Consider the following 23,056-nt stretch of genomic DNA (forward strand, 5'->3'; position numbering starts at 1 on the left):
GACTGAACCAAGGAGACTAAGTGTCTGTAGATCCACGTTCAAAACTGGCATCCATTTTGGCGCTGATGTTCAGCGCCACTTCACTTGCCAATGACATGGTCGCCGGAGATGAACGCCACATGCACGCCATCCATATCATCCTCGGCAAGCAGGTAATCAGCGCCTCCCTTGAAGACAGTCCAGCTACCCGGGACTTAATTTCACAGCTCCCATTGAGCATCGACCTTGCTGATTACTCGGCCAAGGAAAAAATCGCCTACTTGCCGCACAAGCTAGACACCTCAGGGGCACCTGCCGGTATAGATCCAGATGTCGGAGACGTCACCTACTACGCGCCTTGGGGCAATCTGGCAATTTTCTATCGTGACTTTGGTTACTCGGTTGGTCTTATCAAGCTCGGGAGCATCACTAACGGCCTTGAACATCTCGGATACTCGGGGTCTAGGCAGGCCATAATAAAGCTCGCTCCTGCCAAGAAGTGAATCGCCGTTGGTACACCCTGACTGGCGGTTTTGGGCCGATTCTGTTGAAAAAGTCGGTTTTTCAGCTGACCTGAACCCAGGCACGACCATCGCCTAAGAACCGACTCACCACATTGAGTGGTTTCTCGGCCCTTCGTTGACCGTTGCTGCTCAGTTAGTGGGTTAATTTGAGGTTTCTTGCTGAGTGCAGGCGCACCTATCCCGTGGCAGGTGGCCCTTGAGATGTAAATTTAGCCAGCCGTCGCAGGTTCTGTACCGCGGCCGCCAGCGTGAATTCATCGGTCGCGCCACTCATGCCACGTAGTCTCAGGCGATCCAGTTTCAGGATGCGCTTGAGGTGGGCAAACAACATTTCGACCTTCTTACGTTCGTGGCGAGAGCGCACGTACGCAGGTGTCGTTGCGATGCGCCGAGCCACATCGCGCGCGGCTTCATGGACGCTGCGGGCGATCTTGCGGAACGCAGTGTTCGGGCAACACTTGGCTTTCATCGGACAGGCAACGCAGTCGGTCTGCCTGGATCGGAAGATGATGGTGTTGGCTTTGGTGACGTGCGAACGCTTGTTCTTGAAGGCTCGCCATTCGCTACGTAATGCATTGCCAGCCGGGCAGCAGTATTCCTCAGACTCTTCATTCCAGCGGAAATCGTTGCTCGAAAAACTGTCGTTCTTGCGTTCGGTTTTGTCCCACACCGGCACATGTGGCTCGATGTCCTTTTCCTCCACCATCCAGGCCAGCATCGGCGCGGTACCGTAAGCGGTGTCGCCAATCAGGCGTTCCGGCTTGATGTCGAACTGCGCTTCGACCCGATCGATCATCGTCTTGGTGCTCTCGACTTCTGCGGTTCGATGAGCCGGTGTGGGTTCCACATCCATGATCACGCCGTGCTCGGTATCGATCAGATAATTCGTGGAGTAAGCGTAGAACGCTGGGCCACCTGGAGCTGCGGTCCAGCGGGCTTGAGGATCAGTCAGCGATAGGCGCTTCGGTAGCGTTTCGGCCAGAGCCTCTTCATCGAGCGCCTCAAGATACTCACGCACGGCGCGGGTGCTCAGGGCCGGATCGCTCCAGTTGACCGGTTCATCGCCCGGTACGCCGCGCTGCCGGCTGGCATCCGCCTTGATGATGCTGGCGTCCACGGCAAAGCCTTCACCTTTGACCAAGCCAGCGTCCATGCAACGACGCAGCACTTCATTGAACAGCCAGCGAAACAGATCGCTGTCCCGAAAACGGCCGTGTCGATTTTTGGAAAAGGTCGAGTGATTGGGGACCTCATCTTCAAGGCTCAACCGGCAGAACCAGCGATACGCCAGGTTCAAATGGGTCTCTTCGCACAGCCGCCGCTCTGAGCGAATGCCGTAGCAATAGCCCACGATCAGCATGCGGATCATCAGTTCGGGATCAATCGACGGACGCCCAATCGGGCTGTAAAAATCGGCGAGGTAATGGCGCAAGTCGCTCAGATCGAGACACCGATCAATGCTACGCAGAAGGTGATTGGCGGGGATGTGGTCTTCAAGGTTGAATGAGTAAAACAGCCGTTCCTGCCCACTCGATAACTGTCCCATCATGCTGCGTGCTTCCCTGCTGGCCGATGCGCGGATTTTGCCGCAGGCCAGACAGGGGAGCTACTTTTTCAACAGAATCGGTCGAAACCAGCCATTCCGATGAAGCTACGGTCCTGCCACCCGGGTCAGTTCCGGGTCGGTCCTGACGGTAAAAATCAGATTTCACCCCTTCCCTGTAGTCCATTTCCCAAACATACTCCTGTCGCTTTTTTTCCGTTGCGGTCGCTCTGGCAGCGCTCTAGTCTCGGCGTGTCGCTGAAATCAGCGATCGGCTTTGACAGGCCGCAACGGTATTAAGCATACGGCTAGCCCTCAATGGCGGCTGTACGTGCGGGCACGCTTGCGTGCGCCGGAACTTGCTTATTCCACCGGTCTGTCAACCCGCGTACAGCTGCCACCCTTCTGTTTGACAGCAGGTGGGTGGCCGCACCGCCAAAGGAATAAGTAATGTCGAAGATCGTCCCCGATCCACCCCAGAACCTCCCCTCCCTCGAAGACACGATCATCCAGGCCTCGGAGTACGCCCTCTGCGCGCAGACCGTGGCGCATCAGGCGATTCAGCTGCTGCCCAAGTCACCCGTCTCGATGCTGATGATGGTGTCGATGCATGAGCTTGAAGCGCTGCGCGTATTGCTTGAGTCGGCGTTGAACCAGATGCAGGTGCCGGCGGAGCCGCGAACGCTGCATTAACAGATCGAGTTGTTGTCTGGGCTGGCCCTATCGCCGGCAAGCCGGCTCCCACCTGTCCTGCGCTGTGATCAGAGACACCGCCGTACGTGTGGGAGCTGGCTTGCCAGCGATAAGGCCCGGTTGAGCAGCGAGCATTCCAGGGAGATGAGCAAAATGGCCACAGATGACATCGAGGTCAAAACCACCGTTGGCAAAACGAAGTTCTACCAAGGCCCGGGCATGACCGACCCGATGTTTTGCATCGAGCCTGGCATTCCCTGCCAATACGCGCGGGAACAGGCTTCGGAGTTGATGGGCTACGTGCGGGATATGACCCTCACCGGGGTGATGGAAGACAAACCTCAGTTGGTGTGGGCATCGCATTACCTGGCGGCGCTGGCCAAGGCGTTGATGGATGACGCGGAGTTGGGGATGATGCGCCGAGTGTAGGGATGGATGGCGTGACGGCTGCGGAGCGATTCTCGTCCCTTCAGCGGACAAGGTTCGAGCCATTTGGCTGACTCTTGAATCCTGGGGGCGCTTTGCGCCCCTTTCGCGGCGCGAGGCCGCTCCTACAGAAGAGGTGGAGATTTCACGTCTTGGCCTCAGCGCTTGCCCAACAGTTCCTGGCGCTCTCGCCAGATTTCCTGGCCTTGAATAATTTTGTGTAAAGCTGTGGGGGCTGGACGACCGCTCCCTACCGCTCCACCGGCCCGAGCGCCACACCGGCGGCATTCGATTGCCACTTCTGGTACCATCGCGCCACCCAACAACAAGGCGGCCCGGCCAAACGAAGCCGTTCGAACCGGTAGCCCGCCTGATCATCTGTGATTCCTTCGACTATGCCATTCGCCACGCACGCGTAGTGGCGGCACACCCTGTTAGGTGGCTGGCATGGTCAGGTCATGATTACGACTATATGAATTACTCATTGCCCGCCTGACATCGAACAGCCGGGTTCATGAGGCGCTTACGCATTCCATTTTGCCGTGATACAAGGCAAATCAAGAGCACCAACATGAAGTACAACAGAAACAAGACGCACGTCGTGATTGCTGATGATCACGATATCATCCTGACAGGCATCAGAACGATCCTGCAAAGTTCGAGCGAATACCATATTTCAGCCGAGGCCAAGACGCCGACCGAACTTATGATTGCCTTGAGCCGGGTTCAGTGCGACATCCTCATCACTGATTTCAACATGCCCGATCCCTTGGCCAAGGACAGCCTGAGCATGCTCAGCACCATTCGCATGCGCTACCCCGACCTTCCGATCATCGTGCTGAGTACGCTGGACAACCCAATCGTGCTTTCCGCGATCCTGGGGCTGAACGTAATGGGCGTGGTGTCCAAGGGCAACGCGATAGAGACGTTACCCCAAGCACTGTTGAAGGCCAGCCTGAATGAAAAATACCTGGACGCCAGTTTTTTCGATTTACTGGTGAATGCAGGCTTGGCGAAAGGGAAACACATCACGATCTTCACCAAACCCGAGATCGCGGTTTTCAACAAACTGACTGAAAGCCACATACTCGAAGACATCGGAAGGGATACAGGACTGCCCTTGGTGGATATCATCTCCATCGTCAACAAGGCCCTGAGAAAGTTCAGGCTCAAAAGCATAGAAGAGCTCACTGCCCATCTCAGCGGCAATGGTTTTTATAAATATTCATGATGCTTGGGCGCGGCGCGCTCGAGCCTACTCAGGGTTGAACTTTTAGGGCTGCTTTGCAGCCCTTTCGCGGCGCAAGGCCGCGCCTACAGGTATGCGTAGCGCCAATCCGTCATGATGCCGGCGCAACCAGGCGATAGCCCACACCCGCCTCGGTGATGATGAACCGCGGTGCAGTCGGGTCATCGCCGAGCTTCTGCCGCACATGGGCCACGACGATGCGCAGGTAATGGGTGTCGTCCACGTGGGTCGGGCCCCAGATATCCTTGAGCAACTGCTGCTGGGTGATCACCCGCCCCGGATGGCTGGCCAGTTGGGCCAGGAAGGCATATTCCTTGCGCGTCAGCGCCACTTCGGCACCGTCGAGCGTCACCTTGCGAAACGCGAAATCCACCACCAGCGGCCCGAAGCTCACCGAAGACACCGCGCTGCCGGCCTGGGGCACCTGGCGCAGCAGCGCGCGCACGCGGGCGAGGAACTCCTGGATGCCAAAGGGCTTGGTCACGTAGTCGTTGGCACCGCCGTCGAGTGCATCGACTTTTTGCACTTCGCTGGCGCGTACCGACAGCACCAACACCGGCACGGCGCTCCATTCGCGCAGCTCACGCAGCACCTGTTGGCCGTCCATGTCCGGCAGGCCGAGGTCGAGCACCACCAGGTCCGGCTTGGCCAGTGCCGCCTGGGCCAGGCCTTCGCTGCCGGTGGCGGCTTCGAGCACCTTGTAGCCCTGGGAAGCTAGGCTGATGCGCAGGAACTTGCGGATCTGTGGTTCATCGTCGATGACCAGCAGGGTGGCGGGCTGACTCATGGGGCTTCGCTTTCAGGTTCGGGTTGTGGGGGCAGCGGCAAGCATAGAGTGATGCAGGTGCCCTGGCCATCGATGCCGTCGTCGACCAGGATCTTGCCGCCATGGGCGCCGATCATGCCCTGGCAGATCGCCAGGCCCAGGCCGGTGCCCTGCCCGCCACGGTCGCCGCGGGCGGCGGTGTAGAACATGTCGAAGATCATCTCGCGCTCGGCCACCGGGATGCCTGGGCCCTGGTCACTGACGGCGAAGCACAGTTGCTCGCCCTGAAGGTCAACGCGCAGCTCCAGGCGTCCGTTGGCGGGCGAGAAGCGCGCGGCGTTTTCCAATACATTCACCAGCGCCTGCTCGATCAGGGCGGCATGCACGTACAACAGCGGCAAGGTGGCAGGGACTTCGGTATGCACACGCAAGGGCGCCAGCACCACACGCAGGCGGTTGAGGGCGCTGCCAACGATGTCCGCCGGGGCGACCCAGTCGCGCGCCAGCGTGAGGCCGCCATGGCCCAGGCGGGTCATGTCCAGCAGGTTCTGGATGTAGCGATCGAGGCGTTCGGCTTCGTTGCGGGTGCCCTCGAGCAGCTCCTGGCGGTCGTGCGCAGGGATGGCATCGCCCAAGGCCAGCAGGCTGTCGATGCTGCCGCGCATGGCGGTCAGGGGGGTGCGCAGGTCGTGGGAGACCGAGGCCAGCAAGGCGCTGCGCAACTGTTCGGTTTCGCCGTGCAGACGCGCAGCCTCCAGTTGCTCGCCCAGCCGGGCACGGGCCAGGGCCTGGGCCAGAGGTTGGCCGAGGGCCATCAGCAGGCGGCGGCGTTGGGCACCAAGCGGCTCGCGGGTGCGTGGCCGCACGCCAAGCAGGGCCAGGGGTTGGCCCTCCGCTGACAACGGCCACCACCACCAGCGGCCCTGAGGCAAGGTGTCGCTGCCGTGGCCGGCAGCCTGGCCGTGCTGCCAGGCCCATTCGGCGGCGGCGCGTTCGTTGTCGGTGAGTTGCGGGGCGTGGCCGCTGGCAGCCTGCAGCCCGCCTTCGCTGTCGCGTTCGAGCAGGCAGGCCTGCAGGTCCTGCCAGGCACCCAGGTGCTGGCCGGCGGCACTGAACACGGCCTGACGGTCGGTGGCTACAGTGAGCCGGCGCGACAGGTCGAGCAGCTGCGTGGTTTCGGCCTGGGTTTCCTTCAAGGCCTGCAACTGCCGGCGCTGGCGCGTGGCCAGGTTGCCGGTGAGCGCAGCCATGAGCAGGAAGAACACCAGGGTCAGCACGTCTTCTTCGCGCTGGATGCTGAAGGAAAAGGTGGGCGGAATGAACAGGAAGTCGTAGCTCAGGAACGACAGCGCCGCGCAGGCCAGGGCCGGCCCCAGGCTGCTGCGCACCGCCACCAACAGCACCGCGACGAGAAATACCAGGGACATGTTGGGCAGCGGTAACAGGCTCGATACCGCCCACGACACGCCAGCAGCCAGCACGGTCGCCAGCAACGCCAGGAGATAATGGCGCCATACCCAGACTCGCTTGGCCGCCGCACCTGTTTTTTGTGGCTGGGCGTCTCGATCGAGCACGTTGATTTCCAGGCCGTGGCTTTCGCGCAGCAGGCGCATCGCCACACCGCCGCCGAACAGGCGTCGACGCAGGCGATCACGGGACTGGCCCACCAACACCAAGCTGGCCCGGCGCTCGTTGGCGTGCTGGATCAAGGTGCGCGTCACTTCACCTGCGCGCAGCACCACCACTTCGCCACCCAGACGTTCAGCCAACTGCTGGGCCGCCTGCAGGCGCTGGCGGGCGGTTTCGTCGCGAAGCCGGCCGTTGTCCACATGCACCAGGCTCCAGGGCAAATGCCGGCGCTGGGCGACCCGGCTGGCATGGCGCACCAGGCGCTCGGCCTGGTCGTCGCCGTCCACGCCGACCAGCAATCGCCCCCGCAGGGCGGGAGCTTCCTCGCCGCGCTGGCGATAACCATGGGCAAGGTCGGCATCGACCTGGGCGGCGGCAGTCTGCATGGCCAGCTCGCGCAGAGCGGTGAGGTTGGTCTGGGAGAAGAAGGCATCGATGGCCGCCCTCGCCTGCTCCGGCACATAGACCTTGCCTTCGCGCAGGCGCATGAGCAGCTCGCGGGGCGGAAGGTCGATCAGCACCAGCTCGAAGGCTTCCTGCAACACCCAGTCGGGCAGGGTTTCGCGCACCTGCACGCCGGTGATGTCGCGGACCTTGTCGTTGAGGCTTTCCAGGTGCTGGACGTTGACCGTGGTGTACACGTCGATGCCGGCGGCCAGCAGTTCCTGGACGTCCTGCCAGCGCTTGGCGTGGCGGCTGCCGGGGGCATTGGTGTGGGCCAGTTCGTCGACCAGGGCCAGGCCAGGCCTCGCGGCCAGCACGCCGTCCAGGTCCATTTCCTCGAGGGTGACCCCGCGGTATTCGCTGCGCACCAGGGGTTGTTGCGGCAGGCCACCGAGCAATGCCTCGGTCTCGGCGCGCCCGTGGGTTTCCACCACCGCGGCCAGCACGCGCACGCCCTGGCGCTGCTGGGCGTGCGCCGCCTGGAGCATGGCGTAGGTCTTGCCCACGCCTGGGGCGGCGCCGAGGAACACCTTGAGCTTGCCACGGCCTTCGCGCGGCAGGGTTGCCAGAAGCGCATCGGCGCGGGTGGCGTTACTCATGTTTCATCCTTCAGTCATGCGGTGAATGGTCGATCCTGGGGGCTGCTTTGCAGCCCATCGCGGGGCAAGCCCGCTCCCACAGGGACCGCGCCGAACCCCAGAACAGCGCGGTTCCTGTGGGAGCGGGCTTGCCCCGCGATGGGCCGCAAAACGGCCCCACTATCAGCGCTCCAGCGCCTGGTTCAGCGCCAGCACATTCACCACGGGCGGGCCAACCAACGGGTGCAGGGTGGACGCTTCTACCAGCGCTTGCAAGCGCTCCACCGGCACCTGACGCGCCGCCGCCACGCGCGGTAGCTGGTAGGCCACAGCCTCAGGCGGCAGGTGCGGGTCCAGACCGCTGCCAGAGGTGGTCAACAAGGCCTGGGGCACGGGCCCTTGCTGCGCTTGATACAGCGCGTTGGCCTCCCTCTTGATCCGCTCGGCCAACGCCGGGTTGCTCGGTGCCAGGTTGCTGGCACCGCTGGCCACGGTGGCGTAGTCCGCCGCCGAGGGGCGTGGATGGAACCAGGCATCGCCTTTGAAATCCTGGGCGATCAGCGCCGAGCCGCGGACTCGCCCTTGCGCATCACGAACCAGGCTGCCGTTGGCCTGTTCAGGGAAGGCCAGTTGGGCGATACCGGTCACCGCCAGGGGATACAAGGCGCCGGTGACCAAGGTCATCAGCAAGACCAGGCTCAGGGCCGGGCGCAGGTAGGTCGTCATGTTCGTCTCCTTCAAACCAAATGCAGGGCGTTGAGCAGCAGGTCGATCAGCTTGATCCCGGCAAACGGCACGATGATCCCGCCCACGCCATAAATCAGCAGGTTGCGCCGCAGCAGTTGCGCGGCACTCGCCGCTTGCACCCTCACACCGCGCAAGGCCAGAGGGATCAGCACGATGATGATCAGTGCGTTGAACACGATCGCCGAAAGGATGGCGCTCTGCGGGCTCTGCAACTGCATGAGGTTGAGCACGCCCAACTGCGGGTAGATGGACGCGAACAGTGCCGGCAGGATGGCGAAGTACTTGGCCACGTCGTTGGCGATGGAAAAGGTGGTCAGCGCACCGCGGGTGACCAGTAGCTCCTTGCCCACCTGCACCACATCCAGCAACTTGGTCGGGTCGCTGTCCAAGTCGACCATGTTGGCCGCCTCGCGCGCGGCCTGGGTGCCATCGTTCATGGCCATGCCGACATCAGCCTGAGCCAAGGCCGGGGCATCGTTGGCCCCATCGCCGCACATGGCCACCAGGCGACCATCGCCTTGCTCCTGGCGAATGCGCGCCAGCTTCTTCTCCGGGGTGGCTTCGGCAAGCACGTCGTCCACGCCGGCTTCGGCGGCGATGGCGGCGGCAGTGAGCGGGTTGTCGCCGGTGACCATCACCGTGCGGATGCCCAGCTTGCGCAATTCGGCGAAGCGCTCGCGGATGCCGGGCTTGACCACGTCCTTGAGGTGGATGACCCCAAGCAGGCGTTGGTCCAGGCACACCAGCAGCGGCGTACCGCCCCCCTGGGCGATGCGCTCCACGTCGCGGGCCAGGGGCGCCGGCATGTCCAGGCGCTGCATGCCGACGAAAGCCAGCACCGCATCCACCGCGCCCTTGCGGTAGCGGCGCTGTTGGAAGTCGACCCCGGACAACCGGGTTTCGGCGCTGAAGGCGATCGGCTCGACCTCGCTGGCAGTGGGTTCGTCGAAGTCGTACTGCTGGCGCAGGTATTCGACGATCGACTTGCCCTCGGCGGTGTCATCGGCCAGCGAGGCAAGCAATGCCCCCTCCCCCAGCTCGCGCGCAGTGATGCCCGGTGCTGCGTGCAGGGCGCTGCAACGGCGGTTGCCGAAGGTGATGGTGCCGGTCTTGTCGAGCATCAACGTGTGCACGTCGCCGGCGGCCTCCACCGCACGGCCGGAGCGGGCGATGACGTTCAGGCGCACGAGGCGGTCCATGCCGGCGATGCCGATGGCCGAGAGCAAACCGCCGATGGTGGTAGGGATCAAGGTCACCAGCAGCGCCGCGAGGAAGATCAGCGGCAGGCTGCCGCCGGCAAAACGGGCGAAGGGCTGCAGGGTCACCACCACGATCAGGAAGATCAGGGTCAGACCGATCAGCAGGATGTCCAGGGCGGTTTCGTTGGGGGCTTTCTGCCGCTTGGCGCCTTCGACCAGGGCGATCATGCGGTCCAGGGTCGACTCGCCAGGGTTGCTGGTGATGCGCACCAGCAGCCAGTCCGAGACCAGGCGGGTGTTGCCGGTGACAGCGGAGCGGTCGCCACCGGACTCGCGGATCACCGGCGCTGACTCACCTGTGATGGCCGCTTCGTTGACCGCGGCGATCCCTTCGATCACCTCGCCATCGCCAGGAATCAGCTCGCCAGCGACCACCTTCACCACGTCGTCCTTGCGCAGTTGCGTTGCAGGGACGGTTTCGAAGGTGCCGTCGCGTTTGCGCCGTTTCGCGGTCAGGCCCTGGCTGCCGGCCTTGAGGCTGTCGGCACGGGCCTTGCCACGGCCCTCGGCCAGGGCTTCGGCGAAGTTGGCGAACAGCACAGTGAACCATAGCCACAGGGCGACCTGCACCGCCACGCCGGTGCTGACGTCGCTGCCCGGCACGAAGCACAGCACTGTGGTCAGCACAGCGGTGAGCGCCACCACCAGCATCACCGGAGAGCGCTTGAGCTGGCGCGGGTCGAGCTTGACGAAGGCTTGCACCAGGGCCGGGCGCCACAGGGCGGCAAGGCGGGTCTGGTCCTTGGCAGGATGCTGGGTTTTCACATTGGAAATGGGCATGTTCATGGAGGATTCCTCAGAAACCCAGGCTCAGGTATTCGGCGACCGGCCCCAGGGCCAGGGTTGGCAGGAAGGTCAGGCCACCGACCAGCAGGATGGTCACCAGCAGCAGGACAGTGAACAGGGGGCCGTGAGTGGGGAAACTGTTCAGCCCCTGGGGTGCGCGTTGCTTCGCCGCCAAGCTGCCGGCCAGGGCCAGCACCGGCAGGATGTAGCCGAAGCGGCCAATGAGCATGGCCAGGCCGATCATCAGGTTGTGGTATGGCGTGTTGGCACCGAAGCCGGCGAACGCCGAGCCGTTGTTGGCCGCGCCCGAGGTGTACGCATAGAGCAGCTGGCTGAAGCCGTGAGCGCCCGGATTGGTCACCGCGCTGGCAGGCCCCGGCAGGCTGGCGGTGACGGCACCGAGCACCAGTACTCCGACCGGCATCACCAGCAAGGTCGCCACCAGCAACTGCACCTCCCGCGCCTGTAGTTTCTTGCCCAGATACTCCGGCGTGCGCCCGATCATCAGCCCCGCCAGGAACACGGCGACCAGCACGAACAGCAGCATGCCGTACAAGCCGGCCCCCACGCCGCCGAAGATGACTTCGCCCACCATCATGTTGACCATGGCAACCATGCCGGTGAGGGGGTTGAGGCTGTCATGCATGGCATTGACCGAACCGTTGGAGGCGGCCGTGGTGGTGACCGTCCACAACACCGAGGCAGTGGTGCCGAAACGGCTCTCCTTGCCCTCCAGCGGTGCCGCTTGTTGCACCTGGGCGCTTTGCAGGGCCGGGTTGGGCTGTTGCTCGGACCAGAGCGCCACGGCGCCGCCGATCAGGAACAGAGCGAGCATGCAGGCGAGGATAGCGCGGCTCTGGCGCAGGTCCTTGACGTAATGGCCGAAGGTGAACACCAGCGCGGCTGGAATGAGGATGATCGACGCCACTTCGAACAGGTTGCTCCAGGCCGTCGGATTTTCGAACGGGTGGGCCGAATTGACGCCGAAGAAGCCGCCGCCGTTGGTGCCCAGTTGCTTGATGGCGACCTGGCTGGCGACCGGGCCCAAGGGGATGGTCTGGTCGTTGCCTTGCAGGGTCAGGGCATGGGCGTAGCCGGCGAAGGTCTGCGGCACCCCCTGCCATACCAGCAGCAGTGCCAGCATCAGGCACAGCGGTAGCAGCACGTAGAGGGTGGCGCGGGTCAGGTCCACCCAGAAGTTGCCCAGGGTGGCGGCTGAACGCCGGGCGATGCCACGGCACAAGGCCACCAGCACGGCCAAGCCGGTGGCGGCACTGACGAAGTTCTGCACGGTCAGGCCGATCATTTGGCTCAGGTAGCTGACCGAGGCCTCGCCGCTGTACGCCTGCCAGTTGGTGTTGGTCATGAAGCTGACCGCGGTGTTGAACGCCAGCGACCATTCCTGGCCTGGAAGGTGTTGCGGGTTGAGCGGCAGGTGGCCTTGCAGCAACAACACCGCGAACAAGCTCACGAAGCCCGCCAAGTTGAACGCCAGCAGCGCCAGGGCGTACTGCTTCCAGCCCTGTTCCTGCTCGGCGCGCACGCCGGCCAGGCGGTAGCAGCCTTGCTCTACCGGCCCGAGTATCGGTGACAGCCAGGTACGCCGGCCTTCCATCACCCTGAAGCAGAAGCGCCCAAGCCAAGGTGCCGGCAGCAGCACGATGGCGAAGAAAGCCGCCAGCAAGACGTAGTCGTAACTGTGCATGGCCGCTCCCTAGCCGCGATCGGCGCGCAGCAGCGCCACCAGCAGATAGACCGCCAACGCCACTGCCAAAAGCAGTGACACCCCTTCGAGCATGTTCATGCGCTTGTCTCCCTTTTCACGGCGCCTGCCGCGTCAGGAAGATTGTCGGAGGGTGGAGCGTAAAGGGACGAGGCCGAGGGGGCGCCCAGGGGATAAAGAATGCGTAAAGATCAGGCCTCTGAATCCCCTACCCTCACCTGTAGGAGCGGCCTTGTGCCGCGAAAGGGCCGCAAGGCGGCCCCGGCTATCATGGCGTTATCATCGAAATCCTAGGACCGCTGCGCGGCCCTTTCGCGGCGCAAGGCCGCTCCTACAGGGAAAGGCGTTGGGTGATCGTGACGGCTACGCCTGTGGGGGCTGCGGCGTTTGCGCCCCGGCGTTGCGGCTCCAGTCCAGCAGCAGGCTGTAGCCCACTGCCAACAATGTCGGGCCGATGAACAGGCCGATGAAGCCAAAGGCGATCAAACCGCCGAACACCCCGAGCAGCACGATCACCAGCGGCAGGTTGCCGCCACGGCTGATCAGATAGGGTTTGAGCACGTTGTCCACGCCACTGATGATGAAGGTGCCCCACAGGCCAAGGAACACCGCCATGCCGTACTCGCCCTTCCACACCAGCCAGCCGGTGGCAGGTATCCAGGCCAACGGCGGCCCCATGGGGATCAGGCTGAGCATGAAGGTGACCAGCCCCAGCACGATGGCGCCCGGAACGCCGGCGATCAGGAAACCGATCATGGCCAGCAGGCCCTGGGCGGCGGCGGTGCCGATCACGCCGTTGACCACACGCTGCACGGTGCCGGCCACCAGGTCCAGGTAGTACTCGGCGCGCTCGCCCATCAACCGCTGCAGCAGGCGCAGGACGAAGGCCGCCAGGCGCGGCCCGTCGCGGTAGAAGAAGAACACGAACACCAGGCTCAAGGTCAGCTCGAGCACGCCGCTGCCGATCTGCGCGCTGCGCGCCAGCAACCAGTTGCCCACCTGCCCCAGATACGGCTTGATCGACGCCATCAGCGCGGCGCCCTGCTGGTCCAGGGAGGCCCACCAGGCAACCAGGCGTTCACCCACGAAGGGTATGTTGCCCAGCCAGGCCGGAGCATCGGGCAGGCCATCGACCTGCACGTCACGCACGAAAGCCGTGGCGTCGCGGATATGGTCGGCCAGGTTGAAGCCCAGCCACACCAAGGGCAAAGCCACCAGCAGAATCCACACGGCGGTGAGCAGGCCAGCAGCGAGGGTTTCCCGCCCACCCAGGGCACGCGTGAGCAGGCGCATCAATGGCCAGCTGGCGAAGGCCAGGATCGCCCCCCACAGCAACGCCGAGATGAACGGAGCCATGACCCACAGGCCAGCGCCGAGCAAGGCCAGGAGGAGGATCTGGATCAACAGCCGGTCATTGTTGGCCATCATGGCTCTCGCTCAACGGATCAATTCCAGGTGCAGGCCATCGGTGGCTGCAGCCCCCACTTCCAGGCGCGCGGCGCGTACTCCGGCCTGCACCAACTGCTCGCGCCAGGCTTCGGCCTGGGCTCCGCTGAGGCTGGCGCGCAAGGTGCTGTCCAGGTTCAGGCTGCGCCCGAGCAAAGCCACCCAGGCCGGTTGCGGCGTGGCCAGATCAGGGTAGTCCAGCTTGCCGGTGTCGCGCAGCTCGCGCAGCACCGTGGCCGGGGTCGGCAGCAGCTCGCCCAGAGGGGTGGCGGAGACGAACTCCTCGACATGCAGGTACGCACGGCGATTGCCACGGGTGACGCTGTAGAGCGACACCAGGGTGTCGGCTTCGTCGGCAGAACGGCGCAGGAGGATGAACGCTTGCTGCTCGTCGCCGCCGTTGAGCCGCGCATTGGCGAACACCTCGTTGGCCCACAGGCTGGCTTCGCCGCAATCGCGGCCTTGGCACCAGAACAGCGGATAGCCGCCATCGCGCTGCAAGGCTTCACGGGCGCTGGTGAAGGCTTCACGGGCAGTGCGCTCCACGGGCAGCTCGTAGGTGACGGAACTCACCTGCCCGCGGCTTTCGACTTTCTCCTCGACCCGCAACCGGCCGCTGATCTTGCGCAGTGGGCCCATGGGGTAGACCCGTTCCTGCTCCACGGCCGGGCGCTGATCGACCACCTTGGCGTCCACCGGCACCGGCAGGCTGCCGGCCCACGATAACGGGCTGGCCAGGCCCAGGCATGCGGCGATAAGAATACGTGCGCTCATCGGCCACCCTTCACGCCCGGGGCGACGGTGAAACTCTCCAGGATGTCTGGCATGTGCATGGTTGTCTCCCTGTTCAACCCGCCAAGCCTCGACACTTGTCCGGTGCAAGTCAAGAAAAGCCGAAGAAGCGATTGAAACAGTCTGCAACAAGGGTTGCGCCTTGGTCGTCGTTCAAGTGCAGGTGATGGCCACCGGGCAAGGTGACCGTCTCGAAGGGTAGCTGCTCCAGCAAGGCCGTGTGGCGGGCGAGCATGCCGTCGGCGGCGATCACCAGGCAGGCCGGGCACGCGACGCGCTGCACGAAGGCCATGGCCTGGGCCTCGTTCAGGCGCACCGGTGATGGCAGGGTAAGGCGGCTGTCGCTGCGCCAGCTGTAGCCACCCGGTACCGGCATCAGGCCGCGCTGGGCGAGCAGCTCGGCGGCTTCGCGGCTGACCGCGACCATACCTTTCATGCGTGCCTGCACGCCCTCCTCCAGGGTCGCATACACCGACTTGCGCTTGCCGTCCAGGCGCAGCTGCGCCTGCAGGGCCATGCCCAGGCGCTCGGCAGCGTCCTGCTCGCGCCCGGTGGGCGGCACCACGCCGTCGATCAGTGCCAGGTGGCTGATGCGGTCTGGCAAGGCACCGGCCAACTGCACCGAAATGATCGCCCCCAGGGAATGCCCGAGCAGAGCAAAGCGCTGCCAGCCCAACTGCTCGGCCACCCGCAGCACGTCATGGGCGTAGTCGGCCAAGGCATAGCCGGCGCCCGGGGGACGGTGTTCGGAATACCCATGCCCGGCCAGGTCCAGGGCGACGATGCGCAGGCCTTTCAAACGCGGCGCCAGGCGGATGAAGCTGTTGGCGTTGTCCAGCCAACCATGCAGCGCGATCACCGGCAGGCCATCGGCCGGGCCGAACAGGTGCGCCGCCAGCTCGATGTGGCCCAGGGCGAGGCGGACCTCCTCGACTTGCGTGTTCATGGGCGGCTCCAGCGGTCGAACAGGCCCTTGAGCAGCCTGGCGGTATCGCCCGGGCGCTCCAGCGGGAACATGTGCCCGCCCGAAATGCTGTGGTATTCACCCTTGGGCATATTGCGCACGGCCAGGGCATGGTGCCGGCGGATCACCCCGCTGCGATCGCCCCGCACCATGGCCAACGGCACCTGCAACTGGCGCGCGGGCGCCGGGCTGACATGGGGAATGCTGCGGTAGATACGGATTTCGGTGTCCGGGTCGAAGCAAAGGCGCAAGCCCTCCCCGGCCGACCGCAGGCCATGCTCGAGGTAGGCCTCCAGGCATTCGGGGTCGAAATGGCGGAACAAGGTCTTGCTGGCGAAGTAGGCCCGTGCGCTATCGCGGTCAGGGAAGGCTTCGCGCCGCCCCAAGGTGCGCCCGGCGGGGGTGATGCGGTCGATGAAGCCGAAACGCTTGGCCGCGCGGATCAGCCACTGGTCGGCACGGGTCAGCACCGGGGAGTCGAGCATCACCACACCACGGTAGTACTGTGGGCAACGCAAGGCCGCATGCAGGTGCAGTACGCCACCCAGGGAATGGCCGACGCCCCACACCGGCTGGCCCTGCCGGGCAAGATGGTGCAGCAGTTCATCGACCAGGTTCTGCCAGTTGTCGTTCACCGGAAAGCGCGGGTCATGGGCATGCTGGGCCAGGTACCGGACCTGGTAGTCCGGCGCCAGGGCAGCGAACAACTTGCCATAGGTGGCCGAGGGGAAGCCGTTGGCGTGGGCGAAGAAGATCTGCTGCGACATGGCGGCCGGGGCCTGCGTGGAAAATGAAGGTTCATTTTCGACAAGGGGCGCTGGGGCGGCAACGTTCGGAAAAGTCATCCAAGAGGGCGATCAGGCCATCCTCAGGCCTTTATGGCATTCGTGCCTGTGGAGCTTTCCGGATCCAGCGCCACTACTGGCCATAGTGAATACGATTGACATACCAGGTGGCCTCGCCGGTAGGCGTGTTCACCACCACCTCGTCGCCCTCTTCCTTCTTCAGCAGCGCCCGGGCCATGGGCGAGTCGATCGAGATGTAGTCGTTGCGGCCATGGATCTCGTCATAACCGACGATGCGGAACGTCAACACCTCGCCGTCGTCGTTCTCGATCTCCACCCACGCCCCGAAGAACACCTTGCCTTCCTGCTCGGGTGAATAAGCAACGACCTTGACGTCTTCCAAGCGCTTGCGCAGGTAGCGAACCCGGCGGTCGATTTCGCGCAGCAGCTTCTTGTTGTACTGGTAGTCGGCATTCTCGCTACGATCGCCCAAGGACGCCGCCCAGGTGACCTTTTGCGTGATCTCGGGGCGATAGACCCGCCACAGGTGGTCGAGCTCCTTCTTCAGGGCCTCGTGACCTTCGATGGTGATGATGTTGGTGCTCAAGCCGTATTCTCCTCAGTGCATCCCCGGCAGGCGCGAACCTGCCGAGACACCGAGCTTAACGAAAAACGCCAGGTGCCACACGCGCCTCAACGGCGGGTGATCAAGCCCTGGCGGGCGATGCGGGTGAGCTGGCCGATCACGTCGGCGGCCTCGTCGGCCAGAGGCGCCTGGATGACCGCCAGATCGAAACGGTCATTGGCGAATTCGGCCAGGCCGTCGCAGGTTTCGGCGAACTGGACCAGGAACGCACGCGCCTGGCCCTTGCGCCGTGACAGGCCATCAAGGTTACGTAAAAGCGTGGGTTGATGCTGGCCGCCGAGCAGGATGCGCGGTGTACGGGAAGCCTGGTTGGCAGGCAATGGGCTCAAGCAGACACTGGTACGTGGACAACTCATGGAGATATCTCTGCCTCGCGAATCCCGCTGGGCAGCGGTGGGAGGCGTCACCGAACCAGCGCTTTAGCGGTATTTCGGATGACCCCGTGGGGCCTCTCCCGCGCCCCGCAAGTAGCTGTTTAAATCGGCGCAGACGGTATGCTAGAGGCTCGAGCTGCAACTTACAAGCCACCTGTGAAGGATTCAGCGCTTGGCCACAGGCTCCAACGATTGCCGCTGGCGATTGAACGCCAGGAAGTACTTGTTGACGCTGTTGACGAAATTGACCGGACCCATGCCCACCTGTTCCATGGCGATGCGCTCGGTCTGGAAGAACCACTGGTTGCCGTTGAGCCCACGGCGCCGTGCTTCGGCCCGCATGGCCTGGACCCGCTCCGGCCCGAGGTTGTAGGCCGCCAGCACGAATGCCATGCGCTCGCGCTCGTTGAGCTGGGGGCTGGCGAAGAACTTGCGTCGGATCAGCGCCAGGTAGCGGGCACCGGCCTGGACATTGCCATCAACGGTCGCCGTATTGCTCACCCCCACGCGACGGGCCGCCGATGGAGTGATCTGCATCAACCCATGGGCGCCACCGCTGCCCCGCGCCGCGGGATTGAGCGTCGACTCCTTGAAGGCCAGCGCCGCCAGGTTGAGCCAGTCGATCTGCTGCGCCGCGCCATGCTTCTGCAAAACCGCACGCACCGACTCCAGGCGCTTGCGGTTCTTGCGTGCCAACGGGTCGTGCACCCGGTACTGGCGCCGGTAGATGCGCTCGAAGGCCGCGTCCTGGTTCGCCGGCGCGCGATAGCCCTGGAGGAAGCGGTCCACGGTGGCCAGCAGCATGTTGGCATCGCGCCTGACGTACCAGCGCATCGCCCGGGGCTGACCCAGGTTGACCCGGCTGTCCAGGCGCAGGCGCGGCATCACCCGCGCCCAGCGCTGGGCGATCGGGCCCTCCACCACGGTCAGGTGGTAGATGCCAGCCTGGACCATTTCCAGCACATCCTCCACGGCAAGGCTCGGGTCCACCCATTCCACCTTGATCGCGGCGCGCTTGCGCAAGGCCAACTGCTGGTTGAGCTGTTCGATCACAGCGCCAGCGGCACTGGCGCTGGTCAGGGCGACGGTACGCCCGGATAACTGCTCGACGCGGCTGAAACTGCGCTCGCCCTTGCGCCCGACCAACATCAGTTGCACCTGGTCGCGCACCGGCGCACTGCCGCTGACACCGCGCACCAGCGACGGGTCCAGCAGTTCGCCCGGCGCCGCCAGGTCGCCCTCGCCCCGCTGCAGGGCGGCGAGCAACTGCTCCTTGGCTCGTGGGATGAGCTTGAGGCGGATTTCCTGGCCGTCCCGGGCGCGAGCATTGAGGTAGTGTTCCAGGCCTCGTAGACGGTGATACTCGACGCCCACCGGCTCGCCCTTGACCTCGCCCGAGCTGTTGCGGCTCTGGTTCACCAGCACCCTGAGCACCTTGCTGCTGCGGATCTGCGCCAGGTCCCGCACCTGGCCGGCCGGCACGTGCTGCTGCGGGCCAGGCAAACGGGCATTGGCCGGCCCGGCCAGGGTCAGGCCGAAGATCAGCAGAAAAATCAGCAGCGATCGCAGCATGCGAGAACCTGTCCATGGGCGGTGGGCTGGCGTCATGGCGCATCCACCCATGACAAATGACGCCAAAAGACCACGACAACCGCTTGAAGTTCTGGGATTTATTAGAAATTCCCGATTTTTGCTATGCTGGCCGACCCGCGGCACGAGTGAGCACCATGCAACTGATCGATATCGGCGTCAACCTGACCAACAGCAGCTTCCATGACCAACAGGCCGCCATCGTCGAACGCGCCGTGCAGGCCGGCGTGATACAGATGGTCCTCACCGGCACCAGCCTGGGTGTCAGCGAACAGGCCCTGGAACTGGCCTTGCAGCTGGACCCCGAAAGCCGCCACCTGTTCACCACCGCAGGCGTCCACCCACACGATGCCAGCCATTGGGACGTCGCCAGCGAGGGCCACTTGCGCCAGCTCCTGGCGCAGCCGCGCGTGCGCGCCGTTGGCGAGTGTGGCCTGGATTTCAACCGCGACTTCTCCCCTCGCCCGCTCCAGGAAAAAGCCCTGCACGCGCAGCTGGCCCTGGCCGCCGAACTGCAGCTGCCGGCGTTCCTCCACGAGCGCGACGCCAGCGAACGGCTGCTGGCGATCCTGAAGGATTACCGCGACCACCTGCCCGCCGCCGTGGTGCACTGTTTCACCGGCGAGCGCGAGGCCTTGTTCGCCTACCTGGACCTCGACCTGCACATCGGCATCACCGGCTGGATCTGTGACGAGCGCCGCGGCACCCACCTGCATCCGTTGGTCGGCAACATCCCAAAAGGCCGCCTGATGCTGGAAAGCGACGCGCCCTACCTGCTACCGCGCAGCCTGCGGCCGAAACCCAAGAACGGGCGCAACGAGCCGGCCTTCCTGCCCGAGGTATTGCGCGAAGTGGCACTGCACCGGGGCGAACGCCCTGAAGACACGGCAGCCCATACCACCGCCACGGCGCAGGCGTTCTTCCAGCTGGCGTAGGCCCAGCCTTTGTTGACGCATATCAAGTCATGCTCTGGGGTGAGCAGGCACAATGATGGCACCTTGCCAATGTTGTTTCCGCTCAACTCAGAGAAGACCTGTCCATGGGTGCCTGGCTTAGCAATATCTCCCTGAAATACAAGTTCTGGGCCGTCAACGCGGTGGCCTTCATCACCACCTTGCTGCTGGTGCTCTACGCCGTGCACCTGGAACAGCAGGCGCGCGCCGAAGGAGCCCGCGACACGGCGGCCGCCCAGGCCGAGCTGATCAGCGCCTGGCCGTCCGGGCAAGCCCTGCCATCGCAGCCCAACCTGGTGGCCTGGCAGGCCGGGCAGGTGCCGGTCATCGCCGAACAGCCGCGCGAGGCCTTGGCCAACGCCCAGGGCTGGGTCGCGCTGCCCCACGCCAGGATCCTGGGCGACACCCCACTGTTTGGCGCCCAGGTCGTACGCCATGGCGACCAGCAAGTCGCCGTACTGGCCCAGGCGCCGAGCCTGCGCCAGGTGTTCCTCGAACGCTTCAGCCGCTATGCCGTCTGCGTGCTGATCCTGATGCTGGCGATGCTTTGTGCCTCGCAGTTGCTGATCCGCTTTCTGCTCAGCCAGCTAAATACCCTCAAGGACGTGATGCTCCACGTGGAGAAGACCGGCGACCTGGCCGCCCGTGTGCCGCTGTCCTGCGGCGATGAAGTCGGCCAGATGGCGGGCGCCTTCAATGCCATGCAAACCACCTACCACCGCATCGTCAGCACCGTGGCGCACACCGCGGCGCAACTGGACGCCGGCGCCGCACGCCTGGCCGCGAGCATGGACGAAGTACGCCACGGCATGATCGGCCAGCAAAGCGAAACCGACCAAGCGGCCACGGCGATCAATGAAATGTCCGCCACCGTGCACCATATCGCCCAGCATGCCGGTGCCACCCGCGACCTGTCCCAGAGCGCCGACGCCCTGGCCGGCAGCGGCCAGGCCGTGGTCAGCCGGGTACAGGGCTCGATCGCCGGGTTGTCCGGCGGGGTTCAGCAGACCGCCGAGATGATTCGCCAGCTGGCCGAGGATAGCCAGCGCATCAATGGCGTGGTCGGGGTGATCCACAGCATCGCCGAGCAGACCAACCTGCTGGCGTTGAACGCAGCCATCGAGGCCGCCCGGGCCGGCGACCTGGGCCGCGGCTTCGCGGTGGTGGCGGACGAAGTGCGCAACCTGGCCAGGCGCGTGCAAAGCTCCACGGATGAAATCACCGCCATGGTCTCGGCGCTGCAGGCCGGTACCCGGGATGCGGTGGAGTTCATGCAGGAGAGCTCATACAAGGCCGATGACTGCGTCAAGCAAGCCCAGGAGGCCGGCGAAGCGCTGCTCGAGATCACCAGCGCGGTGGCGCAGATGCGCGAGAGCAACACCCAGATCGCCGTGGCCGCGCAACAGCAGAGCCAGGTTGCCGAGGAGATGAACCGGGCGGTGGTGAGCATCCGCGATGTCACCGAACAGACCGTCCAGCAGACGGTCGGCTCGGCCACCACCAGCAGCGAACTGGCGACCCTGGCCGCGCAGCTGAACAAGGCCATCGGCCAGCTCAAGCTATAGGGTCGATAACCCGCCTCGATTGGCCCTCGCCAGGGGGCCGCACTAAGCTTTGGGCATGACCGATGAGGAAATGCCCATGAGCAAACGACTGCCCAATCTGCCCGCCTGGCAATGGCGTGGCTACCACCATAATCACCGTCACCCGACCAACCTGGTGCTGCACCTGATCGCCGTGCCGTTGTTCATCTTAGGCGCGCTGTTGGTGCTCTCGGGCCTGTTCGGCCTCGACCTGAGCCAGGTTGCCGTCGGCGTGATCGCCCTGGCCGCGGGCCTGGGTCTGCAGCGTCAGGGGCACCGCCTGGAAGCCGAACAACCGGAGCCGTTCGCCAACCGCAAGGATGCCGTGCAGCGTCTCCTGACCGAGCAGTTCATCACCTTTGCGCGCTTCGTCTTCAGTGGCGCCTGGTGGCGTGCCTGGCGCGAGCGCCACAAGCACCGCCGTTGAGGCAGCTAACGACGCGCCAGGGCCGCCTGCAAGGCTTGCAGGGTGATATCGGCCTTGCCCTCGGCCTCGTGCAGTTCGCACTCCCAAGCCGCCTTGAACGGCGCCAGGTCGGCGTGCTCGCGCACCAACAGCAACCACTGGACGCGGTCGTGCCAGTCGCCCAGGTCGCCCTGGGCCCGCTTGAGCAACCGCTGCAGTTTCTTGCCGGCATGCCTCAATTGCGGATAGGCCTCGTCGCCGTAGCGCGCCCGCTTGATCAGCAGGCGCAGGCGATGACGATCATGGGCAGGGTCGGCCAGGGCCTTTTCCAATTTGCGCCATTGCTTGCGCAGGCGCTTGTCGATGCGTTTGCCCAGATCGTCCACCAGGCCTTCCCGGGCACTGACCCGCAGGAACAACGGGAAGTTGTCGATGATGGCCAGCACCCGGGTAAGTTGGCGGCTGGCGGCCACGCTGGCAAAGGTCTTGGCCCTGCCCTGCAGGCGTTGGCGACCGACCTGTTCATGGCCCTGCCCGATCAGGTGCGCTGCCAGCACCTCGCGATCACGCAGGGGCGTGGTCAAGGTGCCCAAGGCTTTCGCCGCGTCCTCCAGCTGCTCCACACCCGGCAGCCCGCGCAAGGGCCGCAGCAGGCTGCGCAGGCGCCTCAGGCTGATACGCAAATCGTGCAGCGCTTCGCTGTCGACATCTGCAGCCAACCGTTCACGACACGCCAGCAGACGCACCTGAACGGCCAGCACCTGGGCAATGACATGATCGAGCATGGAAGCCATAGGTCACTCCAGCATCAACGCCCCGCGCGGGATTCACGGATGTAGAAGCGCGCCTTCTCGGCCTTGCGCGAGCAACCTTCGAACGCTTCGAACTGTTGCTGGGTCTTGGCGCCGGTCAGCAGCGACAGGGCCTTGGAATAGCTGACGGTGCCGGCAAAGCCTTCGGCCTTGGCAAGGTCCAGTTCCTTCCAGGCGGCATCGAGCTGGTTCGCACAGCTGTCACGATAAGCCGTCTTGCCTGCGCAGCCAGCCAGGGCCAGGGCCAGGAGGGGAAGGCAGATCCATGCTTTCATCGGTAATACCTCGAAATTGAACAAACGAATTGAGTGGCCGTTCGACGCTCAGGCAAGCGAAAAGTGCCCTGCTCAGCGTAGCCC

The 23,056-nt window shown here is 64.4% G+C and carries 23 protein-coding genes; 7 read left to right on the top strand and 16 right to left on the bottom strand.

The genetic code is table 11. The features are described from left to right. Nucleotides 1-20 precede the first annotated feature (20 nt). The gene (locus IRZ56_RS20240; protein WP_328305342.1) at nt 21-482 is read left to right on the top strand and encodes a cyclophilin-like fold protein; all 462 of its coding nucleotides are present in this window, start codon (nt 21-23) and stop codon (nt 480-482) included. Between the two features lie 196 nt (nt 483-678). Here IRZ56_RS20240 and IRZ56_RS20245 read toward each other — a convergent pair whose 3' ends face one another. Beyond that, nucleotides 679-2,052 (bottom strand): transposase, encoded by a 1,374-nt coding sequence (locus tag IRZ56_RS20245; protein ID WP_124166951.1) that lies wholly within the window; start codon nt 2,050-2,052, stop codon nt 679-681. Between the two features lie 444 nt (nt 2,053-2,496). On the opposite strand from IRZ56_RS20245, the gene IRZ56_RS20250 reads away from it, so the two are divergent. From IRZ56_RS20250 to IRZ56_RS20260, 3 genes are all read left to right on the top strand, one after another. Continuing rightward, nucleotides 2,497-2,739, top strand: a complete 243-nt coding sequence (locus IRZ56_RS20250) for a hypothetical protein (RefSeq protein WP_196146572.1) — start codon at nt 2,497-2,499, stop codon at nt 2,737-2,739. Nucleotides 2,740-2,892: 153 nt separating this feature from the next. After that, the gene (locus IRZ56_RS20255; protein WP_196146573.1) at nt 2,893-3,168 is read left to right on the top strand and encodes a DUF3077 domain-containing protein; all 276 of its coding nucleotides are present in this window, start codon (nt 2,893-2,895) and stop codon (nt 3,166-3,168) included. A gap of 568 nt (nt 3,169-3,736) precedes the next feature. Further along, nucleotides 3,737-4,396 (top strand): response regulator, encoded by a 660-nt coding sequence (locus IRZ56_RS20260; protein WP_196146574.1) that lies wholly within the window; start codon nt 3,737-3,739, stop codon nt 4,394-4,396. Between the two features lie 109 nt (nt 4,397-4,505). On the opposite strand, the gene IRZ56_RS20265 is transcribed toward IRZ56_RS20260, so the two are convergent. The 13 genes from IRZ56_RS20265 to IRZ56_RS20325 form a co-directional block, all read right to left on the bottom strand. Further along, nucleotides 4,506-5,201, bottom strand: coding sequence for a response regulator (locus tag IRZ56_RS20265; RefSeq protein WP_196146575.1), 696 nt, complete (start codon nt 5,199-5,201; stop codon nt 4,506-4,508). Further along, complete coding sequence (locus IRZ56_RS20270; protein ID WP_196146576.1) at nt 5,198-7,852, bottom strand: sensor histidine kinase; 2,655 nt, start codon at nt 7,850-7,852, stop codon at nt 5,198-5,200. The genes IRZ56_RS20265 and IRZ56_RS20270 overlap by 4 nt, the downstream gene beginning before the upstream one ends. A 162-nt stretch (nt 7,853-8,014) precedes the next feature. Then, nucleotides 8,015-8,557 carry a potassium-transporting ATPase subunit KdpC gene (gene kdpC / locus IRZ56_RS20275; RefSeq protein ID WP_196146577.1) on the bottom strand — a complete coding sequence of 181 codons (543 nt, stop codon included), beginning with the start codon at nt 8,555-8,557 and terminating at the stop codon, nt 8,015-8,017. An 11-nt stretch (nt 8,558-8,568) separates the two neighbouring features. After that, nucleotides 8,569-10,623 carry a potassium-transporting ATPase subunit KdpB gene (gene kdpB, locus IRZ56_RS20280; RefSeq protein WP_196146578.1) on the bottom strand — a complete coding sequence of 685 codons (2,055 nt, stop codon included), beginning with the start codon at nt 10,621-10,623 and terminating at the stop codon, nt 8,569-8,571. 10 nt (nt 10,624-10,633) lie between these two features. Beyond that, the gene (kdpA, locus tag IRZ56_RS20285; RefSeq protein WP_196146579.1) at nt 10,634-12,328 is read right to left on the bottom strand and encodes a potassium-transporting ATPase subunit KdpA; all 1,695 of its coding nucleotides are present in this window, start codon (nt 12,326-12,328) and stop codon (nt 10,634-10,636) included. Nucleotides 12,329-12,337: 9 nt separating this feature from the next. After that, on the bottom strand, nt 12,338-12,427 hold the full coding sequence (gene kdpF, locus IRZ56_RS20290) for a K(+)-transporting ATPase subunit F (protein WP_196146580.1): 90 nt from the start codon (nt 12,425-12,427) through the stop codon (nt 12,338-12,340). Between the two features lie 282 nt (nt 12,428-12,709). Then, nucleotides 12,710-13,771, bottom strand: a complete 1,062-nt coding sequence (locus tag IRZ56_RS20295; protein ID WP_196146581.1) for an AI-2E family transporter — start codon at nt 13,769-13,771, stop codon at nt 12,710-12,712. 12 nt (nt 13,772-13,783) lie between these two features. Beyond that, a complete protein-coding gene (locus IRZ56_RS20300; protein WP_196146582.1) occupies nt 13,784-14,566 on the bottom strand; it encodes a DUF4892 domain-containing protein in 783 nt (260 codons plus the stop codon). Between the two features lie 109 nt (nt 14,567-14,675). Further along, entirely contained in the window at nt 14,676-15,530 is an 855-nt protein-coding gene (locus IRZ56_RS20305) for an alpha/beta hydrolase (RefSeq protein WP_196146583.1), read from the bottom strand. Then, nucleotides 15,527-16,315 carry an alpha/beta fold hydrolase gene (locus IRZ56_RS20310; protein WP_196146584.1) on the bottom strand — a complete coding sequence of 263 codons (789 nt, stop codon included), beginning with the start codon at nt 16,313-16,315 and terminating at the stop codon, nt 15,527-15,529. The genes IRZ56_RS20305 and IRZ56_RS20310 overlap by 4 nt, the downstream gene beginning before the upstream one ends. 151 nt (nt 16,316-16,466) lie before the next feature. Continuing rightward, on the bottom strand, nt 16,467-16,940 hold the full coding sequence (gene greB, locus IRZ56_RS20315; protein ID WP_196146585.1) for a transcription elongation factor GreB: 474 nt from the start codon (nt 16,938-16,940) through the stop codon (nt 16,467-16,469). 86 nt (nt 16,941-17,026) lie between these two features. Next, the gene (locus IRZ56_RS20320) at nt 17,027-17,335 is read right to left on the bottom strand and encodes a hypothetical protein (protein ID WP_196146586.1); all 309 of its coding nucleotides are present in this window, start codon (nt 17,333-17,335) and stop codon (nt 17,027-17,029) included. 183 nt (nt 17,336-17,518) lie between these two features. Continuing rightward, nucleotides 17,519-18,925 (bottom strand): transglycosylase SLT domain-containing protein, encoded by a 1,407-nt coding sequence (locus tag IRZ56_RS20325; protein ID WP_196146587.1) that lies wholly within the window; start codon nt 18,923-18,925, stop codon nt 17,519-17,521. A gap of 155 nt (nt 18,926-19,080) precedes the next feature. Here IRZ56_RS20325 and IRZ56_RS20330 point away from each other — a divergent pair, with 155 nt between their 5' ends. The 3 genes from IRZ56_RS20330 to IRZ56_RS20340 all read left to right on the top strand — a co-directional run bounded on the left by IRZ56_RS20330 (nt 19,081) and on the right by IRZ56_RS20340 (nt 21,906). Continuing rightward, nucleotides 19,081-19,878, top strand: coding sequence for a TatD family hydrolase (locus IRZ56_RS20330; protein ID WP_196146588.1), 798 nt, complete (start codon nt 19,081-19,083; stop codon nt 19,876-19,878). 104 nt (nt 19,879-19,982) lie between these two features. After that, the gene (locus IRZ56_RS20335) at nt 19,983-21,461 is read left to right on the top strand and encodes a methyl-accepting chemotaxis protein (RefSeq protein WP_196146589.1); all 1,479 of its coding nucleotides are present in this window, start codon (nt 19,983-19,985) and stop codon (nt 21,459-21,461) included. A 76-nt stretch (nt 21,462-21,537) separates the two neighbouring features. Beyond that, nucleotides 21,538-21,906 carry an Mpo1-like protein gene (locus IRZ56_RS20340; RefSeq protein WP_196146590.1) on the top strand — a complete coding sequence of 123 codons (369 nt, stop codon included), beginning with the start codon at nt 21,538-21,540 and terminating at the stop codon, nt 21,904-21,906. Between the two features lie 5 nt (nt 21,907-21,911). On the opposite strand, the gene IRZ56_RS20345 is transcribed toward IRZ56_RS20340, so the two are convergent. Next, nucleotides 21,912-22,679, bottom strand: a complete 768-nt coding sequence (locus IRZ56_RS20345) for a CHAD domain-containing protein (RefSeq protein ID WP_196146591.1) — start codon at nt 22,677-22,679, stop codon at nt 21,912-21,914. 14 nt (nt 22,680-22,693) lie between these two features. Then, nucleotides 22,694-22,972, bottom strand: a complete 279-nt coding sequence (locus tag IRZ56_RS20350) for a hypothetical protein (protein WP_084854798.1) — start codon at nt 22,970-22,972, stop codon at nt 22,694-22,696. Nucleotides 22,973-23,056: the final 84 nt, after the last annotated feature.

It is taken from the genome of Pseudomonas guariconensis, from assembly GCF_015680235.1.
In the GTDB taxonomy this organism is placed as follows: domain Bacteria; phylum Pseudomonadota; class Gammaproteobacteria; order Pseudomonadales; family Pseudomonadaceae; genus Aquipseudomonas; species Aquipseudomonas guariconensis_A.

What these genes read in the sequence shown, in the direction of transcription:
- IRZ56_RS20330 (WP_196146588.1), top strand. Translation starts at nt 19,081, where the DNA reads ATGCAACTGATCGATATCGGCGTCAACCTGACCAACAGCAGCTTCCAT.
- kdpA (WP_196146579.1), bottom strand. Translation starts at nt 12,328, where the DNA reads ATGCACAGTTACGACTACGTCTTGCTGGCGGCTTTCTTCGCCATCGTG.
- IRZ56_RS20270 (WP_196146576.1), bottom strand. Translation starts at nt 7,852, where the DNA reads ATGAGTAACGCCACCCGCGCCGATGCGCTTCTGGCAACCCTGCCGCGC.
- kdpB (WP_196146578.1), bottom strand. Translation starts at nt 10,623, where the DNA reads ATGAACATGCCCATTTCCAATGTGAAAACCCAGCATCCTGCCAAGGAC.
- IRZ56_RS20340 (WP_196146590.1), top strand. Translation starts at nt 21,538, where the DNA reads ATGAGCAAACGACTGCCCAATCTGCCCGCCTGGCAATGGCGTGGCTAC.
- IRZ56_RS20295 (WP_196146581.1), bottom strand. Translation starts at nt 13,771, where the DNA reads ATGGCCAACAATGACCGGCTGTTGATCCAGATCCTCCTCCTGGCCTTG.
- IRZ56_RS20335 (WP_196146589.1), top strand. Translation starts at nt 19,983, where the DNA reads ATGGGTGCCTGGCTTAGCAATATCTCCCTGAAATACAAGTTCTGGGCC.
- IRZ56_RS20320 (WP_196146586.1), bottom strand. Translation starts at nt 17,335, where the DNA reads ATGAGTTGTCCACGTACCAGTGTCTGCTTGAGCCCATTGCCTGCCAAC.
- IRZ56_RS20255 (WP_196146573.1), top strand. Translation starts at nt 2,893, where the DNA reads ATGGCCACAGATGACATCGAGGTCAAAACCACCGTTGGCAAAACGAAG.
- IRZ56_RS20250 (WP_196146572.1), top strand. Translation starts at nt 2,497, where the DNA reads ATGTCGAAGATCGTCCCCGATCCACCCCAGAACCTCCCCTCCCTCGAA.
- IRZ56_RS20310 (WP_196146584.1), bottom strand. Translation starts at nt 16,315, where the DNA reads ATGTCGCAGCAGATCTTCTTCGCCCACGCCAACGGCTTCCCCTCGGCC.
- kdpF (WP_196146580.1), bottom strand. Translation starts at nt 12,427, where the DNA reads ATGAACATGCTCGAAGGGGTGTCACTGCTTTTGGCAGTGGCGTTGGCG.
- IRZ56_RS20265 (WP_196146575.1), bottom strand. Translation starts at nt 5,201, where the DNA reads ATGAGTCAGCCCGCCACCCTGCTGGTCATCGACGATGAACCACAGATC.
- IRZ56_RS20350 (WP_084854798.1), bottom strand. Translation starts at nt 22,972, where the DNA reads ATGAAAGCATGGATCTGCCTTCCCCTCCTGGCCCTGGCCCTGGCTGGC.
- IRZ56_RS20345 (WP_196146591.1), bottom strand. Translation starts at nt 22,679, where the DNA reads ATGGCTTCCATGCTCGATCATGTCATTGCCCAGGTGCTGGCCGTTCAG.
- IRZ56_RS20305 (WP_196146583.1), bottom strand. Translation starts at nt 15,530, where the DNA reads ATGAACACGCAAGTCGAGGAGGTCCGCCTCGCCCTGGGCCACATCGAG.
- kdpC (WP_196146577.1), bottom strand. Translation starts at nt 8,557, where the DNA reads ATGACGACCTACCTGCGCCCGGCCCTGAGCCTGGTCTTGCTGATGACC.
- IRZ56_RS20245 (WP_124166951.1), bottom strand. Translation starts at nt 2,052, where the DNA reads ATGATGGGACAGTTATCGAGTGGGCAGGAACGGCTGTTTTACTCATTC.
- IRZ56_RS20325 (WP_196146587.1), bottom strand. Translation starts at nt 18,925, where the DNA reads ATGCTGCGATCGCTGCTGATTTTTCTGCTGATCTTCGGCCTGACCCTG.
- IRZ56_RS20300 (WP_196146582.1), bottom strand. Translation starts at nt 14,566, where the DNA reads ATGAGCGCACGTATTCTTATCGCCGCATGCCTGGGCCTGGCCAGCCCG.
- IRZ56_RS20260 (WP_196146574.1), top strand. Translation starts at nt 3,737, where the DNA reads ATGAAGTACAACAGAAACAAGACGCACGTCGTGATTGCTGATGATCAC.